Genomic DNA, 16,150 nt, shown 5'->3' with positions numbered 1-16,150 from the left:
TGTTCCCTTTGTTCGGAAGCGGAGCATAGCAAAAGCCGCTTTTTTGACGAAAATTCTTCAAAAACAACAGGTTGAGGAATATTCCGAAGATCTATCGGAAGTTTCGGGTTGGTGTTTATCCCCTCCTGTGAGAGTCTTGCGCGCCCTTGGCGGCCGGGAACTACCGGTCGAAACCGCACTCTAATCGGCCCACCGCCGAGTGCGAGCCCCCGGAGAGCTGGATGACCCGACTGTTGCTGCTACTGCTGTGCCTCGTGGCCCTGACGCCACTGCCGGCGGCCGCGCGCCTGACGGCCCAGCCGGAAAACTGGGAGCAGGAAAGCAGCGACGCCCGCGACCTGGCCACCATCCGTTCCGGCGGCACCCTGCGGGTTCTGGTCAACCAGAGCCGCAACAGCTCCGGCGAAATCAAGGGCGAACCCATCGGCGTCGAGTACCGCCGCCTGCGCGCCTTCGAGCAGTACCTCAACGACAGCGCCCCGGGGCGCAAGCCGCTCACCATCAAATTCATTCCCAAGGCCAAGGATCAATTGCTCGGCGCGCTGCAACGCGGCGAAGGCGATCTGGTCGCGCCCGGGGAAGTCCTGCTGGCCCGCGACGGCCAGAACGTCAGCCCCAGCCTGCCGTGGAAGGCCGACGTGCCGTTGGTGCTGGTGACCAAGCAGGGCAACCGCAAGTTCGTGCGCCTGGAGCAGCTCGCCGGGCGCACCATCACCCTGCCGGCCGGCAGCGCCGCTGGCGAGGCCGTGCGCAAGGTCAACGAGCGTCTGGCGCAGAAGCGCATGGCGCCCCTGGTGCTGGAGTGGACCGATTCTTCCCTGGCCGTGGAAGACGTGCTGGAGATGGTCCAGGCCGGCATCTTCAACTACACCGTGGTCGAGCAACCCATCGCCGAACGCTGGAGCAAGGTCTTCACCAAGCTGCGCGTCGACCGTCATCTGGTGCTGGACAACAGCGAGCCGATGGCCTGGTACGTGCGCCGCGACGCGCCAATGCTGCGTGCCAGCGTCAACCGCTTCCTCAAGGACTACCGCGCGCCGGCGGACCAGGACGTGGCCTTCCAGCGCCTTTATCGCCGCGCCTACCAGGTGCGCAATCCGCTGGTCGTGCCTGACCGCAAGCGCCTGGAAGCCGTGCGCCCGACCCTGCAGCGCTACGCCGAGCAGAACAAGGTCGACTGGCTGGCGCTGGCCGCCGTGGCCTTCAAGGAATCCAATCTCAATGCCAGCGCGCGCGGCGCTGGCGGCGCTACCGGGCTGATGCAGATCACCCCGGCGGCGGCCCGCGCCGTGGGCGTGGATACCGTGCACCAGAAGGACAGCAATGTGCAGGCCGCCAGCCGTTACATGGCGATGCTGCGCAAGCGCTTCTTCTCCAGCCCGCGCATCAATGAGCGTGACCGCATGGCCTTCGTTCTTGCTGCCTACAACGCCGGTCCCGAGCGGGTGCAAAGCCTGCGCGCGGAGGCCAAGCGCCAGGGCCTGAACCCCAACCAGTGGTTCTTCCAGGTCGAGCGCGTGGCGGCCGAGCAACTGGGCATGGGCGTGGTGAACTACGTCAGCAGCGTCAACAAGTACTATCTTGCATATCAGCGCGAACGTGATGGCCTCGAGCCACGTGAAAGCGTGGCGGCAATCAAGAAGTAATCGATTTTTTCGATAGTTATTAGCGCGATTTTGCGCTTTTGATATCGGAAAAACTGGATATAGTGGTCGCCAAGCAACCACGGTTGTCACCCACTTCCTACGCAACCCTTCGCTCCCACTCGAGCTTCCATAAGGACGCACCATGAACTCGCTGATCAAATCCATCCTGACCACCAACGCTGGCGCCGGCATCGCTGTACTGCGTATCACCACCGGCCTGACCTTCATGGCACACGGCTCGCAGAAACTCTTCGGCGCCTTCGGTGGCCCGGGTCTGCAAGGCATGGCGGGCTGGCTGGAATCCCTCGGCGTGACCCCCGGCTACCTGATGGCCGCTCTGGCCGGCAGCGCCGAATTCTTCGGCGGCCTGGCCCTGGTCCTCGGCCTGCTGGTGCGCCTGGCGAGCATCCCGCTGATCGTCGCCATGCTGGTGGCCGTGTTCAGCGTGCACCTGGCCAACGGCTTCTTCATCACCGCCAACGGCTTCGAATACGCCTTTACCCTGATCATGATCAGCGTTGCGCTGCTGATCAGCGGTGCCGGCCCGTTCTCCCTGGACCGCAAGCTGTCCAGCTGATCGCCAAGGCATCAGCAGAAGGCGGTAACGAAAAAGGGCGGACACCTCAGGTGTCCGCCCTTTTTGTTTGCCGGCCGGAATCAGTGGAAGAGATATTGCACGCCGCCATTGATCAGGCCGCCGCCTACCAGCAGGAAGACGAACAGTCCGGCGCCCAGTAGCAGCGGCTTCGGGCCTTCCTTGCGCAGGTCGCCCAGGCGGGTGGCCAGGCCCAGGGCGGCCATCGCCATGCCGAGCATCACATCATCCAGCTGCTGCAGCGGCGCCAGCCAGCTTTCCGGGACCCAGCCCAGCGAGCGCAGGCCGGTCACCAGCAGGAAGAACACGGCGAAGCCCGGAATGTGCAGCTTGCGACGCGCACCCGGCTCGGCGGCTTCGGCGCAACCCACACGGCCGAGGATCAGCAGGGCCGGGGCCAGCAGCAGGACGCGCAGCATCTTGCTGATCAGCGCAGCGTCGGCAGCGGCGGGGTCCATGGCGCGGCCGGCGGCAACCACCTGGGCGACTTCGTGGATGGTCGAGCCGGTGAACACGCCGAAGGCCTGCTCACTGCCGAACAGGTTGGGCAGCGCAGCGTAGATCAATGGGTGCAGCAGCATCGCCAGGGTGCCGAACAGGACAACGGTAGCCACCGCGACGGCCGTGTGTTCGGCGCGCGCCTTGAGCACCGGGCTGCTCGCCATCACCGCTGCGGCGCCGCAGATGGCGCTGCCGGCGCCGATCAGCAGGGCGCTTTCACGCGGCAGCTTGAGCCAGCGCTCGCCGATCCACCAGGCGACGGTCAGGGTGCTGGCGACCATCAGCACGTCGATGATCAGCGCGGCTGGGCCGAGGGCAGCGATGTCCTGGAAGGTCAGGCGCAGGCCGTAGAGCACCACGCCCAGGCGCAGCAGTTGCTGGCGCGACAGGTCGATGCCGGGGCGGATGCTGCCGAAGCGGGCGAGGCCGAGGTTGCCGGCCAGCAGGCCGATGAGGATCGCCAGGGTCAGGCTGCCGAGTCCCAGGTGCTGCAGCGCGGGGATTTCCATGAGCTGGCGGGAGCCGAAGGCGATGCCCAGGCAGAGCAGGGCGCCAGGGACGTAGTAGGGCAGGCGGCGAAGGGCGTTCATTACAGGCTCCTTGTGTAAGGTGAAGCCATGGTGCCGCCGCGTTGCTTAGTGTAAAAACGGATTGTTCTTATTAGGTTGACCGGTTTTATCGATATGGGCCCGCGCATTACTCTTCGCCAACTGGCGACCTTCACCGCCATCGCCGAGCTGGGCAATGTGACCCAGGCGGCAGCGCGCATCGCGCTGTCGCAGTCCGCCGCCAGCCAGGCGTTGCAGGAACTGGAGCGCGCGCTCGGTACGCGCCTGTTCGACCGCAGCGGCAAGCGCCTGGCGCTGAACGACAACGGCCGCGCCTTTTACCCCAAGGCCAGTGCTTTGCTGGCGCAGAGCGCGGAGCTGGAGAGCCTGTTCGAATCGGCTCCGGTACAGCTGAGCCTCGGTGCCAGCCGCAGCATTGGCGGCTACCTGCTGCCGCAGGTAATGGCCGGTTTTCTCGGCGAGCTGCCCGAAAGCCGTCTGGAGTTGCAGGTCGCCAACAGCGGCGGGGTGATCGAGGCGCTGGCCGAGTTCAGGTTGGACGTGGCCTTCATCGAGGCGCCGATCCAGCATCCGCAGATCCAGCTCACGCCCTGGATGGCCGATGAACTCTTGCTGGTAGTGGCGCCGGAACATCCCCTGGCGCTGGCCGAGCGCATCAGCCTGAAGGATCTGGCGGCGGCGCGCTGGGTGCTGCGCGAAGCCGGTTCCGGTACCCGCGTGACATTCGAGCAGCAGGTATTGCCACGCCTGGGCAGCGTCAACGCGCCTCTGGAGGTGAGTAACGCCGAGGCGATCAAGCATCTGGTGGGCAGCGGTTTCGGCATCGGCTGTCTGTCGCAACGCGTCGTGCAGGCGGAGCTTGCGCGCGGCGAACTGGTGCGTCTGGATAACCCGCTGGCGCCGCTGCGGCGGACCTTCTTCCGTGCGCTGCATATCGACAAGTACCCCACGGCGGGCCTGCGTCGTTTCCTCGATTACGCCCAGGACTGGGCGGCGCGCTCAGACGCTGTCTAGCGGCCACTCGCCGATGGCGCGGTAGCGCACCCCGGTGGGGCTGTTCTCCGAGCTGAACAGCGTCACCGCCTGGGCTGGCAGCAGGAAGGCGGCTTGGGCCGTCGGCGTATGGTGGGCATGGCGAGCGAGCGTGATATGCGGATGGAACGGGCGATGCTCGACTTCGAATCCACCGGCATGCAGCTCTTCGCGCAGGGCGTGCACCAGTTCGTGCAGGGCGGCCGGCGCGTTGCTGGGCGCCAGGTGCAGGATGCCGTTGTTCCAGCGCGCAATGTGGTCCAGTTCAAGGTTGAAGCCCTGGCGTGGCAGGCGTTCGCCGATGGCGCGCAATTCGGCCTTGCGCCCGCGCGGCACGGAGCCGAGAAAGGCCAGTGTCAGGTGCAGGTTGGCCTGGGCTACAGGCTGGCCGTCGTGGTGCAGGCTGTCGCGCCAGGTGCAGATGCGCGCCGCCAGTTCAGCCGGGCAGGGCAGGGCGAAGAACAGCCGCATGGGGGGTGTGGTCATCGACTGAAGTCTCCTTGACAGCTTTGCCGGGGCTTCTCTAGGATGCCGCACAGCGCCGATTTAAGTAGCAACTTGCGGGGCGCGGATGCAAGCGACAGCTGACATCGAAATACCGCTAAAGCGCTGGTTCGGTGTGCCTCTCGCCGCGTCCAGCAGGACCCCTGAGGCGGAGACGTGACACCATGACCTGTCCCAACCCGCATGTGCGCCTGGCCCCGATCACCACTGGCCTGGTGCGGCGCAATCCGAAGATTCTCCTGGGCGGCAATCACCAGCCCACCCTCGTCCGTTACCTCGATGGCTGGCCCAAGCGCTGGAACGGCTCGCGCACCTTCCTGATCCAGTTCGCCGAAACCTTTGCTGATCTCGCGCGCTTTCCGTCCGACAGTTTCGACTTCGCCGTCGTCCAGTCGCCGGTGGCCGAGCAGTTGGAGTCAGCCGTTCACGAACTCACCCGTGTCGCCCGGCAAGGGCTGATTACCCGGCGTCCGCCGTCGTTCTGAACGCCTGAGCCCCTGCAGGAGCGCCCCTGCATTTCTAGTAAGCGGCCCGCTCCTGCAGGGAGTTTGATCCGCGATCCTTGGCGCAGCCTCAGGGATAGTCGATTTCCACCACGAACCACATCTTCTCGCCGGACGGGCTGCGCACCATCACCTCGGCGTCCAGCTCCTTGCCCACCAGGGCGCGGGCCAGTGGCGAGTCGATGCTGATGTGGTTGTTGCGCAGGTCCAGCTCATCCGGGCCGACGATACGGTAGCGGGCCTGTTCGCCGTCCTCGTCTTCCAGGGTGACCCAGGCGCCGAAGTAGACCTTGTTCGGATCCGCCGGGCGCTCGCTGACCACCTTGCAGTTTTCCAGGCGCTTGCGCAGGAAGCGCACGCGGCTGTCGATCTCGCGCAGCATCTTCTTGCCGTAGGTGTACTCGGCGTTCTCCGAGCGGTCGCCTTGCGCGGCGGCCTCGCTGACCGACTGGGTCACCTGTGGCCGACGCACGTTCCACAGTTCATGCAGTTCTGCGCGCAGGCGCGCTTCGCCTTCGGGAGTGATCAGCGGGGTACCGGCAGGGCGGGGCGGACGATAGCGGCTCATGGCATCCAGTGCGGCGAGAGTGATCGGGGCAGTCTACCCGATCAGCTCTCGCGCAGCAGGCGCAATGGGCTCACGTTGAGCGCGCGTCGAGTGCCGAGCAGGCCGGCGCCGCCCACCAGCAGCGCACCCAGCACCGGCAGCCCCAGCAGCCAGGGATGCGGGCTCCACGGCAGGTCGAACACCAGCCGGTAGAGCAGGTAGCTGATCAGCTCGCAGCCCAGCGCCGCCAGCAGGCCGCTAACCGCGCCGAGCAGGGCGAACTCGCTGCGCCGCGTGCGCATCAGCAGGCCGCGCTCGGCGCCCAGCGCGCGCAGCAGTGCGCCCTGGCGCAGGCGCTCGTCGAGGGTCGCCTGCAGGCCGGCGAACAACACCACGAAGCCGGCGGCGAGGACGAACACCAGCACGTACTCCACCGCCAGCGTCACCTGGTCGAGGATGCTGCGCAGCTGCGCCAGCAGCGCGTCCACTGGCAGCAGGGTGACGGTGGGGTAGGCGCGGGCGAGTTCGATCAGTTGGCGCTCCTGGCTCACCGGCAGGTAGAAGCTGGTCAGGTAGGTCACCGGCAGGTCGGTCAGGGTGCCGGGCTCGAAGACCATGAAGAAATTGGGCTGGAAGTTGTCCCATTTCACCGAGCGCAGGCTTCGGATCTGCGCTTCGCGAGTCTGCCCGGCGACGGTGAAGCTCAGGTGATCGCCGACTTTCAGGCCGAGGTTGCCGGCGAGCTTCTCTTCCACCGAGACGCCCGGCAGTTCGCTGTTCTCGTCGGCCTGCCACCAATCACCGGCGACTATCTGATTGCCCGAAGGCAGGCGCTCCGACCAGGTCAGGCCGAGGTCCCGGTGCAGGGCGCGCTCGCTGCGCACGTCTTCCTTCAATGTCTGGACGGGCTTGCCGTTCACCGCCACCAGCCGGCCCGGCACCATCGGATAGAGGTCTTCGGCGTTGGGCGACAGTGCCTTCACCCGTTGCTCGAAACCGTCTTTCTCGGCCGGCAGGATGTTCAGCGCGAAGTGGTTCGGCGCATTGGGCGGCAACTGGGAATGCCAGGTGTCCAGCAATTCACCGCGCAGCAGGGCGATCAGCGCCATGGCCAGCAGGATCAGGCCGAAGGCGAGGCTCTGTCCGGCGGCGGCCAGCGGGTAGCGCAGCAGCTGGCCCAGGCCCAGGCGCCACGGCAGGCTGGCACCCTGGAGGGCGCGGCGCAGGCCACGCAGGGCCAGCAGCAGGATGAAGCCAAGGATCACCGCGGCGATGGCGCCGCCGCCGAGCAGGGCGAGGGTGAGTTTCAGGTCCAGGCTCAGGCGCCACATGATCAGGCCGAGGGCGAGCAGCGCACAGCCATAGGCGGCCCAGGTGCGCATCGGCACCGGCAGCAGGTCGCTGCGCAGCACGCGCAGCGGCGGTACGCGGCCCAGCGCGGCGAGCGGTGGCAAGGCAAAGCCGGCCAACGCGACCAGCCCGGTCGCCATGCCGGCGAGCGCGGGGACTATGCCGGCTTCGGGAATTTCCGGCGGCAGCAGGTTGCCCAGCAGGTGCATCAGGCCCAGCTGCGCGAGCCAGCCGAGGAAGGCGCCGCAGACGCTGGCAACCAGTCCCAGCGCGAACAGTTGGCTGCCATACAGCAGAAGGGCTTCGCGGCGCGACAGACCCAAGCAGCGCAGCAGTGCGCTGGCGTCGAAGCGGCGGGTGGCGAAGCGGTTGGCCGACAGCGCCACGGCCACGCCGGCGAGCAGCACGGCGGCAAGGCTTGCGAGGTTCAGGTAGCGTTCGGCGCGGCCCAGGGCGTCGCCGATCTGACGGTTGCCGTGGTGCGCGTCCTGCAGTTCCTGGTTGGCGGCCAGGTTGCCTTGGGTAGCTTGCCGGTAAGTTTGCAGCGCATCGTGCGCGCCGCCCCAGAGGTCGCGATAGCGCACCCGGCTGCCGGGCTGCACCACGCCGGTGGCGTCCAGGTCGTGCAGGCTCATCATTACGCGCGGGGTGAGGCTATAGAAGTCGCCAGCGCGATCCGGTTCGTAGGTCAGCACGCGAGCGATGCGCAGGGACTTGCGGCCGATGTCGACGCTGTCGCCGATCTTCAGGTCGAGGCTGGCGAGCAGGCGCGATTCGACCCAGATGTCACCCGGCGCCGGGCGGCCGCCTTCGACTTCCGGCTGCAAGGGGGCTGGCGCGCTCTTCAGTTCGCCACGCAGGGGATAACTGTCGCCGACGGCCTTCACGCTGCTCAGTTGAATGCCGTTGTCGGTGGCCACCACGCTGGAGAATTCCACGCTCTGCGCGTGCTGCAGGCCGAGCTTGAGGCCGCGGTCGATCTGTTCCGGCTGCGCCGGCTGGGTGCCGGTGAGTACCAGGTCCGCGCCGAGGAATTCGGCGGCGCGCACCAGCATGGCGCCGTTCAGACGCGCGCTGAAATAACCGATGGCGGAGCTCGCCGCCACCGCCACCAGCAGGGCGAAGAACAGCACGCGCAGTTCGCCGCTGCGCCCCTCGCGCCACAGCTGGCGGAGGGACAGGCGGAACAGGTTGGGCAGCGACAGTGGCTTCATCGGCTCTCGTCCGTCAGGGTTCGACGTGGTCGATCAGGTGGCCGCTTTCCAGGCGGATATGGCGCTGGCAGCGGTGGGCGAGGCGTTCGTCGTGGGTCACCAGGACAAGGGTGGTGCCGCGCTCGCGGTTCAGTTCGAAGAGCAGGTCGCTGATGCGCTCGCCGGTGTGGGTGTCGAGGTTGCCGGTCGGTTCGTCGGCGAACAGCACGTCCGGTTCGGCGGCGAAGGCACGGGCGATGGCGACCCGCTGTTGTTCGCCACCGGAGAGCTGGCGCGGGTAGTGGGTCAGGCGCTGGCCGAGGCCGACGCGTTCCAGCAATTCGCGGGCGCGCTGCTCGGCGTCCTTCCGGCCGTCCAGTTCCAGCGGCAGCATGACGTTCTCCAGCGCATTGAGGCTGTCGAGCAACTGGAAGGACTGGAAGACGAAGCCGACGTGGGCGGCGCGTACTCGCGCGCGCTGGTCTTCATCGAGGCTGCCCAGGGTGTGGCCGAGCAGGACGATCTCGCCGCCGCTGGGCAGGTCCAGGCCGGCGAGCAGGCCGAGGAGGGTGGATTTGCCCGAGCCGGAGCTGCCGACGATGGCGAGACTGTCACCGCGGGCGAGGTCGAGGGAGAGGTCGTGGAGGATGGTCAGCTTGCCTTCCGCGCTGGAAACAACCTTGCTAAGGTTCCGCGCGGTGAGAATGCTTTCGCTCATGGAGAATCCGATGCGTGCATGGCTAATGGGCGGCTGCCTGGCGTTGCTTCTGATCACGCAGCAGGCCGCGGCGCAGACGCTGTTGGTCGTCGGCGATAGTATCAGCGCCGGTTTGGGGCTGGATACCAGCCTGGGGTGGGTCAACCTGCTGGACAAGCGTCTTCAGGAGCAGGGTTTTGACTACAAGGTGGTAAACGCGTCGATCTCCGGCGACACCACTGCAGGAGGCCTCGCGCGGCTGCCGGCGCTGCTTTCGGAGCAGAAGCCGAAGCTGGTGGTGATCGAGCTGGGCGGCAACGACGGCCTGCGCGGAATGGCGCCGGCGCAATTGCAACAGAATCTTAGCGGCATGGTTGAGCAGTCGCAGAAGTCGGGCGCCAAGGTGATCCTGCTCGGCATGCGCCTGCCGCCCAATTACGGGCAGCGCTACACCGACGCGTTCGCCAAGGTCTTCGACAGCGTGGCCAGCGAACAGAAGATTCCACTGGTGCCGTTCTTCCTTGAAGGGGTAGGGGGCGTGCAGGACATGATGCAGGCTGACGGCATCCATCCGGCGGTGGCGGCTCAGCCTAAACTGCTCGACAACGTGTGGCCGACGCTCAAGCCCCTGCTGTAATGAATGGCAGCACGGATAAACCACGGAATCGAGGCTTCCCCGCGCCCGGCCTTTCGGCTATGTTTGCGCACCCTTCTGGAACCCCCTATGTCGCGCCCCGCCTGGACCCTCTTCGCCTACCAGCTGATCGAACCCGATGAACAGCTGGACCTGTTCGCCTGCCGCGAGGTCCGGGTGCATCTGGTCGCGCGCCAGCTGGAGCTGGGAACCCCGGCTGACCGCACGTTGTGTGGCAGCCTGCTGCCGGCACAGCCGATGTGGCGCGGTGCCGAGAAACCGCTGCTGCGCGATCGGCGCATCTGCGCGGCCTGCCTGAAACAACTCGAAGAGGAAAAGCGCGGCGCGCGCAGTTCCTGGCTCATCTGATATCTCCCGTTGACGGGGCTTGCGGTGGTAAACTGATCACCCTTTGCTCATTGCCCACGTCAAGGATCCTCGGATGTTGTCGCGCGTCATTGCCGCCTGCTCGCTGTCCCTCGCCGCGCTGCTCTCGGCCGGCCCCGTTTCCGCCATTGAATTGCCGCTGCCGGCGCCGGGCGACGATATCGTCGGCCAGGTCCAGGTCATCAAGGCCAAGTACGAAGACACCTTCGCCGACCTGGGCGAGAAGTACGGCCTCGGCTACTCCGAGATGATCGCTGCCAACCCGGGCGTCGATGCCTGGCTGCCGGGCGTGGGCACCGAGGTCATCATTCCGACCCGTTTCGTCCTGCCGGCAGGTCCGCGCGAAGGCGTGGTGATCAACCTCGCCGAATACCGCCTGTACTACTTCCCCAAGGACAAGAACGTTGTCTACACCTACGCCCTGGGGATCGGTCGTGAGGGCTGGGGTTCGCCGGTGGGCAGCACCAGCGTGATCGCCAAGACCAAGGATCCGGCCTGGTACCCACCGGCCTCGATCCGCGCCGAGCACGCCGCCGACGGCGATCCGCTGCCGACCGTAGTGCCGCCGGGTCCGGACAACCCGCTGGGTCCGTACAAGATGAGCCTGGGTTTCCATGGCTACCTGATCCATGGTTCGAACAAGAAGTTCGGCATCGGCACCCGTACCAGCCACGGTTGCTTCCGCATGTACAACTGGGACGTGACCCAGCTCTTCTCGATGATTCCGGTGGGCACCAAGGTGCGCATCATCAACGAGCCGTACAAGTTCGGTCGCAGCGAAGGCAAGATCTACCTCGAAGCCCACGCGCCCATCGATGACAACGGCGACCCGTCCGTGGTCGACAAGCACACTGCGGTGATCAACGCCCTGCTCAAGCGCGAAGACATCGCCAGCCAGATGCAGATGGACTGGAACGTGGTGCGTGAAGTGGTTGCCGCCGAAGACGGCCTGCCGGTAGCCATTGCCCAGCCGCAGCAAGTGCAGCAGGGTGGTTCGGTTGCCGCTACTGTTGACCAGGACGCCGTGCCGCTGCAGTAACTCGCAGTGCGCACTAAGAAGCCCGCCGACCGTTACCGGTCGAGCGGGCTTTTTGTTGCCTGCCTGTTTGTCGAGGGGACAAAACAGGCAGGCATAAAAAAACCGACCCCGAGGGGTCGGTTTTTTCGAACAGATCCGAAGATCTATTACTTGCGGCTGGCTTTGTCCAGCATACGCAGGGCGCGCTCGTTAGCCTCGTCAGCGGTCTGCTGGGCTTTCTGAGCGGCGGCCAGAGCTTCGTCAGCCTTGCGATAGGCTTCATCGGCACGGGCTTGAGCGCGAGCAGCGGCGTCTTCAGTAGCGGTCAGACGTGCTTCGGTTTCTTTCGAGTGGCTGCTGCAACCGGTGGCCAGAACAGCAGCCAGAGCCAGAGCAGAGAATTTCAGAACGTTGTTCATCGTGTTCCCCTTAAGGTGGACATTTCCATTAAAAGCAATCTCCCATGACTGGGAAATTAGCCGGACTACATAGTACCCATTACTTGTAGTAAGTAAACTGACCAAGCGCAAGTACGGCACTTTTTTTTCATGTTACGGGTGCTGTTAGCAGTTGTGCGAGGCCGATTTGGGCAAAAACTGTCCAATCTGGCAAAGGAGTGTTGCCAACAGGTGTCAGGCGGGGTCTGAGGCGGGTTTCCGGCCTGTGGAACCAAGCTGTCAGATGACTGTCGACAATGGTCGAACAACTGTTTAATCGCCGTTGTGCATTTGTCCAACTGACAACTTGCAACTAGGCCGCAACAGGTGAAGAAAGTGTGAAGGGGAAAACGAAAAAGCCCGGCTAATTGCTTAGCCGGGCTTTTTCTTGAATCTGGCGGTGAGGGAGGGATTCGAACCCTCGATACGATTTCTCGTATACACACTTTCCAGGCGTGCTCCTTCAACCGCTCGGACACCTCACCAGATTTCTCGACAGCGCTGTGTCTGTCGAGGCGCGCACTTTACTCAAAGGTTTCCTCCTTGGCAAATCTTTTTTGAAAATTTTTTCCAAGGGATTCATCGGCTTAAGGAGCATGGCCGGGATCGCGGGTACACTGGAGCCTTCTGAGACACGCTCTGGTACGTAGGAATGCGCATGGCCAGCTGGGACATCTTCTGCAGCGTAGTCGACAACTATGGCGATATTGGTGTCACCTGGCGGCTGGCCCGCCAGCTGGCCGGGGAGCATCGGCAACAGGTGCGGCTATGGGTCGATGACCTGGCGGCCTTCGCGCGCATCTGCCCGGCGGCCAACGGCTCGGTCGCGGTGCAGCAGCAATCGGGCGTGGAAGTGCGGCTGTGGCCCAAGCCCTGGCAGGACACTCCTGCGGCGGACGTGGTGATCGAAGCCTTCGCCTGCGAAATGCCGGCTGCCTATATAGAGGCGATGCGCGAGCGGCAGACGCGTTCGCTGTGGCTGAACCTGGAATACCTCAGCGCCGAATCCTGGGTGGAGTCCTGCCACGGTTTACCATCGATGCAGGCCAGCGGGCTGCAGAAGTACTTCTATTTCCCCGGCTTCACTGCCGCTACCGGCGGGCTGCTGCGCGAGGGCGATCTGATTGCCCGGCGCGATGCCTTCCAGGGCGATCCGGCGGCCAGCCTTGGTTTTCTGGAAAGCCTTGGGGTGCGCCCGCAGGCCCATGAACGGCGTATTTCCCTGTTCGCTTATGAGAATGCCGCGCTGGGCGGCTGGCTGGATGCATTGGCTGGAAGCAGCACTGCCACCTTGCTGCTGGTGCCAGAGGGCAGGGTGCTTGCCGATGTCGAGCGCTGGGCGGGGCAGGCCCTGGGAGTCGGGGAGCAGTACCAGAAGCAGGCCCTGCGTGTGCAGGTGCTGCCTTTCGTGCGCCAGGAAGACTACGACCCGCTCTTGTGGAGTTGCGATTTCAACGCGGTACGCGGCGAGGATTCGTTCGTGCGGGCGCAATGGGCGGGAAGGCCCTTCGTCTGGCACATCTACCAGCAGGATGAGGACATCCACCTGGAGAAGCTGGAAGCTTTCCTGGCGCTGTTCTGCGAAGGAATGGACGACTCGCTGCGGGCGGAGTTGCAGTCGTTCTGGATGGCCTGGAATGGCCTGGGTGACGTCGGCGATGCCTGGCAAAAGCTGGAAATCCGGCTGCCGGAGTGGGCTGCGTGGATTGGCAATTGGCAGCGGCGCCTGAGCGAACAAACCGATCTTGCCGCGGGGCTGGTGCGTTTTTATACAAATTGGCTATGATATGGCCCCTGATTTTTGTCTCCAATCCAATCGGATAATCGTATGAAAACCGCACAAGAGTTCCGCGCTGGCCAGGTTGCCAACATCAATGGCGCCCCCTGGGTCATCCAGAAGGCCGAGTTCAACAAGTCCGGCCGTAACTCCGCGGTCGTCAAGATGAAGCTGAAGAACCTGCTGACCGGTGCTGGCACCGAGACCGTGTTCAAGGCCGACGACAAGCTGGAGCCGATCATCCTCGATCGCAAGGAAGTAACCTACTCCTACTTCGCGGACCCGCTGTATGTCTTCATGGACACCGAGTTCAACCAGTACGAGATCGAGAAAGGCGACCTGGAAGGCGTGCTGACCTTCATCGAAGACGGCATGACCGACGTCTGCGAAGCCGTCTTCTACAACGAGAAAGTCATCTCCGTTGAACTGCCGACCACCATCGTCCGCGAAATCGTCTACACCGAGCCGGCTGTCCGTGGCGACACCTCCGGTAAAGTGATGAAGACCGCTCGCCTGAAGAACGGTGCTGAAGTCCAGGTTTCCGCCTTCTGCGAAATCGGCGACTCGATCGAAATCGATACCCGCACTGGCGAGTACAAGTCCCGCGTCAAGGCCTGAGCCTGATCCGAGACAGAAAAAAGCCCGGCTGATGCCGGGCTTTTTCGTTTCTGCCGTTCGTGGAATCACACGCTGACGTTCAGGCGCACGTCGATGTTGCCGCGGGTGGCGTTGGAGTAGGGGCAGACCTGGTGGGCCTTGGCGACCAGCTCTTCGGCTTCGGCCTGGCCCAGGCCCGGCAGGTTGATGTTCAGTTCCACTTCCAGGCCGAAACCGCCGGGGATCTGGCCGATGCCGACCTTGCCGGTGATCGAGGCGTCTGCCGGGATCTGCTTCTTGCTCTGGCTGGCGACGAACTTGATGGCGCCGATGAAGCAGGCCGAGTAGCCAGCGGCGAACAGCTGTTCCGGGTTGGTGGCTTCGCCGCCCGCGCCGCCCAGTTCACGCGGAGTGGACAGTTTCACGTCGAGGATGCCGTCCGAGGAGATGGCGCGGCCATCACGGCCTCCGGTGGCGGTAGCGGTGGCGGTGTAGAGGGCTTTGATGGTTTGCATGATGGTCTCCGATTGGCTGTCAGGTAGGTCGGGTTGAGAGTGTCTTGCTGCTTGATATCTTGTGCGCTAAGCAGTTCGTGAGATGAAAGTTAGTTCGATTTAATTTAGTGCGCAAGATAATTGTTGGAAGATTTCTGACTAAAGAACCTGCAACTTTGGCATAAGCCCCGGACTACGGGGCTTGCAAGTGACCGCGCAGGTCCACGAGCTCCTCCTGGAGGCGCTTCAGACTGTCCAACGTTAGACCGCTGCTGGCCAGGATGCAGGCCGGAATGCTCTCCGCCTGTCGGCGCAGCTCGCGGCCCTTGTCGGTCAGGCGCAGCTGTACCACACGTTCGTCCGCCTGACTGCGGGTGCGGGTGATCAGGCCCTCGGCCTCGAGGCGCTTGAGCAGGGGCGTGAGGGAGCCAGGGTCGGTGAGCATGCGCGAGCTGATCTCGCCCACGGTGATGCCGTCTTCTTCCCACAGCACCAGCATGGCGATGTACTGCGGGTAGGTGAGGCCCAGCTCCTGCAGCAGAGGCTTGTAGACCTTGGTCATCTGCAGGGAGGTGGAGTAGAGGGCGAAGCACAGCTGGTTATCCAGCTTGAGGGCTTCGCAGGTCGGGTCTTGCTGGGTCATGGCGTGCTCCTGGCCGGGGCGCTCGAAGCGAAGAGGTGATTGCGCATTAATTTAGCGCGATGGTTAATTCTTGAACAGCGCTTCTGCAAGTGCCGCATCCCAGGGCGGCGGGAAACCGAAACGCTCCAGCAGGAAGCCCAGCAGGCGCTCACTGCGTGGGTGGGTGCCGCGCTCCAGGCGCAACGCGTGGATAACGCCGGGCTCTGGTTCGGGAAGGCCGTTCTCGCAGAACAGCGGCAGCAATTGGCCGCTGATCAGGTACTCGCTGCACAGCCAGGTGGGCAGGTGAGCGAGGCCGATGCCTTGCAGTGCACCTTCCACCAGCGTCTCGGCATTGTTCGCGGTCATGCGCAGCCGGCGCGGCCGCAGGTGTTGCAACTTGCCGTCGATGAGGAAGCGCCAGGCCAGCGGCGGCGCCAGGCCTTCCCAGTCGAGGCCGATGTGCTCCGGCAACTCCAGTGGCGAGGCAGGTGTGCCGTGCTGCTGCAGGTAGGCGGGGCTCACGCAGACGATCCGCCGCATGGGCGCGAGACGGGTAGCGACCAGGCGACTGTCGGGCAGGGTGCCGATGCGCAGCACCAGGTCGACCTGGCCGAGGTTTTCCCCGCGGGTGTCGGTGAAGCTGTCGATCAGCCGCAGCTGCACGTCCAGGCCGGGGTTGGCGGTAAGGAAGTCCGCCAGCGCCGGTGCCAGGTGACGGCGACCGAAGGGCACCGGGGCGTCGATCCGGATCAGGCCTTCCGGCGCGGTGCTCAGGGACACCGCTTCCGCTCGCGCCTGGCGCAACTCGATGACTATCCGTCGCGCCCGCTCGGCGAACGCCAGGCCTGCCGGTGTGGCGCGCACGTTGTGCGTGCTGCGCACCAGCAGGGTCGATCCCAATCCCTGCTCCAGCGCGTCCATGCGTCGTGCCACGGCGGAAGGGGTGAGCTGGCGTAGGCGGGCGGCGGCGGAGAAGCTGCCGTTGTCGAGCACGTCCAGGTAGAGGTCGAGCTGGTCTTCGAGGCTGGAAGGATTCATGGCGTG

The 16,150-nt window shown here is 64.7% G+C and carries 18 protein-coding genes and 1 tRNA gene; 9 read left to right on the top strand and 10 right to left on the bottom strand.

Going from position 1 to position 16,150, the window contains the following annotated elements:
- The first annotated feature begins 221 nt into the window (after positions 1-221).
- Positions 222-1,646, top strand: coding sequence for an MltF family protein (locus IB261_RS19545; RefSeq protein ID WP_081518655.1), 1,425 nt, complete (start codon positions 222-224; stop codon positions 1,644-1,646).
- Positions 1,647-1,788: 142 nt separating this feature from the next.
- On the top strand, positions 1,789-2,223 hold the full coding sequence (locus IB261_RS19540; protein ID WP_017517576.1) for a DoxX family protein: 435 nt from the start codon (positions 1,789-1,791) through the stop codon (positions 2,221-2,223).
- 80 nt (positions 2,224-2,303) lie between these two features.
- Here IB261_RS19540 and IB261_RS19535 read toward each other — a convergent pair whose 3' ends face one another.
- Positions 2,304-3,332 (bottom strand): YeiH family protein, encoded by a 1,029-nt coding sequence (locus IB261_RS19535; protein WP_081518654.1) that lies wholly within the window; start codon positions 3,330-3,332, stop codon positions 2,304-2,306.
- A gap of 93 nt (positions 3,333-3,425) precedes the next feature.
- On the opposite strand from IB261_RS19535, the gene IB261_RS19530 reads away from it, so the two are divergent.
- Complete coding sequence (locus tag IB261_RS19530; protein ID WP_192381331.1) at positions 3,426-4,325, top strand: LysR family transcriptional regulator; 900 nt, start codon at positions 3,426-3,428, stop codon at positions 4,323-4,325.
- Here IB261_RS19530 and thpR read toward each other — a convergent pair.
- On the bottom strand, positions 4,311-4,829 hold the full coding sequence (gene thpR, locus IB261_RS19525) for an RNA 2',3'-cyclic phosphodiesterase (protein WP_192381332.1): 519 nt from the start codon (positions 4,827-4,829) through the stop codon (positions 4,311-4,313). The genes IB261_RS19530 and thpR overlap by 15 nt on opposite strands.
- A gap of 182 nt (positions 4,830-5,011) precedes the next feature.
- On the opposite strand from thpR, the gene IB261_RS19520 reads away from it, so the two are divergent.
- Complete coding sequence (locus tag IB261_RS19520; RefSeq protein ID WP_081518651.1) at positions 5,012-5,332, top strand: hypothetical protein; 321 nt, start codon at positions 5,012-5,014, stop codon at positions 5,330-5,332.
- Between the two features lie 88 nt (positions 5,333-5,420).
- On the opposite strand, the gene greB is transcribed toward IB261_RS19520, so the two are convergent.
- Genes greB through IB261_RS19505 form a run of 3 tightly spaced genes read right to left on the bottom strand, consistent with a single transcriptional unit; the run spans position 5,421 to position 9,158 of the window.
- Positions 5,421-5,918, bottom strand: coding sequence for a transcription elongation factor GreB (gene greB / locus IB261_RS19515; RefSeq protein ID WP_081518650.1), 498 nt, complete (start codon positions 5,916-5,918; stop codon positions 5,421-5,423).
- A 41-nt stretch (positions 5,919-5,959) separates the two neighbouring features.
- A complete protein-coding gene (locus tag IB261_RS19510) occupies positions 5,960-8,461 on the bottom strand; it encodes an ABC transporter permease (RefSeq protein ID WP_192381333.1) in 2,502 nt (833 codons plus the stop codon).
- Between the two features lie 13 nt (positions 8,462-8,474).
- Positions 8,475-9,158, bottom strand: coding sequence for an ABC transporter ATP-binding protein (locus tag IB261_RS19505; protein ID WP_151187702.1), 684 nt, complete (start codon positions 9,156-9,158; stop codon positions 8,475-8,477).
- Positions 9,159-9,168: 10 nt separating this feature from the next.
- On the opposite strand from IB261_RS19505, the gene IB261_RS19500 reads away from it, so the two are divergent.
- From IB261_RS19500 to IB261_RS19490, 3 genes are all read left to right on the top strand, one after another.
- Positions 9,169-9,774 (top strand): arylesterase, encoded by a 606-nt coding sequence (locus tag IB261_RS19500; RefSeq protein WP_081518647.1) that lies wholly within the window; start codon positions 9,169-9,171, stop codon positions 9,772-9,774.
- 87 nt (positions 9,775-9,861) lie between these two features.
- Complete coding sequence (locus IB261_RS19495) at positions 9,862-10,140, top strand: hypothetical protein (RefSeq protein WP_081518646.1); 279 nt, start codon at positions 9,862-9,864, stop codon at positions 10,138-10,140.
- A gap of 73 nt (positions 10,141-10,213) precedes the next feature.
- Entirely contained in the window at positions 10,214-11,197 is a 984-nt protein-coding gene (locus tag IB261_RS19490; protein WP_045211466.1) for a L,D-transpeptidase family protein, read from the top strand.
- A gap of 146 nt (positions 11,198-11,343) precedes the next feature.
- On the opposite strand, the gene oprI is transcribed toward IB261_RS19490, so the two are convergent.
- Both oprI and IB261_RS19480 read right to left on the bottom strand, forming a co-directional pair.
- Positions 11,344-11,595: an outer membrane lipoprotei OprI gene (gene oprI / locus IB261_RS19485; RefSeq protein ID WP_017517003.1), complete on the bottom strand. Its 252-nt coding sequence runs from the start codon at positions 11,593-11,595 to the stop codon at positions 11,344-11,346.
- A gap of 413 nt (positions 11,596-12,008) precedes the next feature.
- Positions 12,009-12,098, bottom strand: a tRNA-Ser gene (locus tag IB261_RS19480).
- A 173-nt stretch (positions 12,099-12,271) separates the two neighbouring features.
- Between IB261_RS19480 and earP the strand changes: the two genes are divergently transcribed.
- Together earP and efp are read left to right on the top strand one after the other, a co-directional pair.
- On the top strand, positions 12,272-13,399 hold the full coding sequence (earP, locus tag IB261_RS19475) for an elongation factor P maturation arginine rhamnosyltransferase EarP (protein WP_192381334.1): 1,128 nt from the start codon (positions 12,272-12,274) through the stop codon (positions 13,397-13,399).
- Between the two features lie 42 nt (positions 13,400-13,441).
- Entirely contained in the window at positions 13,442-14,008 is a 567-nt protein-coding gene (gene efp / locus IB261_RS19470) for an elongation factor P (RefSeq protein ID WP_045211459.1), read from the top strand.
- Between the two features lie 65 nt (positions 14,009-14,073).
- Here the strand turns inward: efp and IB261_RS19465 are convergent, their stop codons facing one another.
- From IB261_RS19465 to IB261_RS19455, 3 genes are all read right to left on the bottom strand, one after another.
- A complete protein-coding gene (locus IB261_RS19465) occupies positions 14,074-14,502 on the bottom strand; it encodes an organic hydroperoxide resistance protein (protein WP_192381335.1) in 429 nt (142 codons plus the stop codon).
- A 172-nt stretch (positions 14,503-14,674) separates the two neighbouring features.
- On the bottom strand, positions 14,675-15,124 hold the full coding sequence (locus IB261_RS19460) for a MarR family winged helix-turn-helix transcriptional regulator (protein ID WP_138521870.1): 450 nt from the start codon (positions 15,122-15,124) through the stop codon (positions 14,675-14,677).
- 63 nt (positions 15,125-15,187) lie between these two features.
- Positions 15,188-16,144, bottom strand: coding sequence for a LysR family transcriptional regulator (locus tag IB261_RS19455; protein WP_192381336.1), 957 nt, complete (start codon positions 16,142-16,144; stop codon positions 15,188-15,190).
- Positions 16,145-16,150 lie beyond the last annotated feature (6 nt).

It is taken from the genome of Pseudomonas sp. PDM20, from assembly GCF_014852575.3.
GTDB lineage: Bacteria > Pseudomonadota > Gammaproteobacteria > Pseudomonadales > Pseudomonadaceae > Pseudomonas.
Note: the sequence above shows the minus strand (reverse complement) of the source record. Positions and strands in the feature narration are given on the sequence as shown.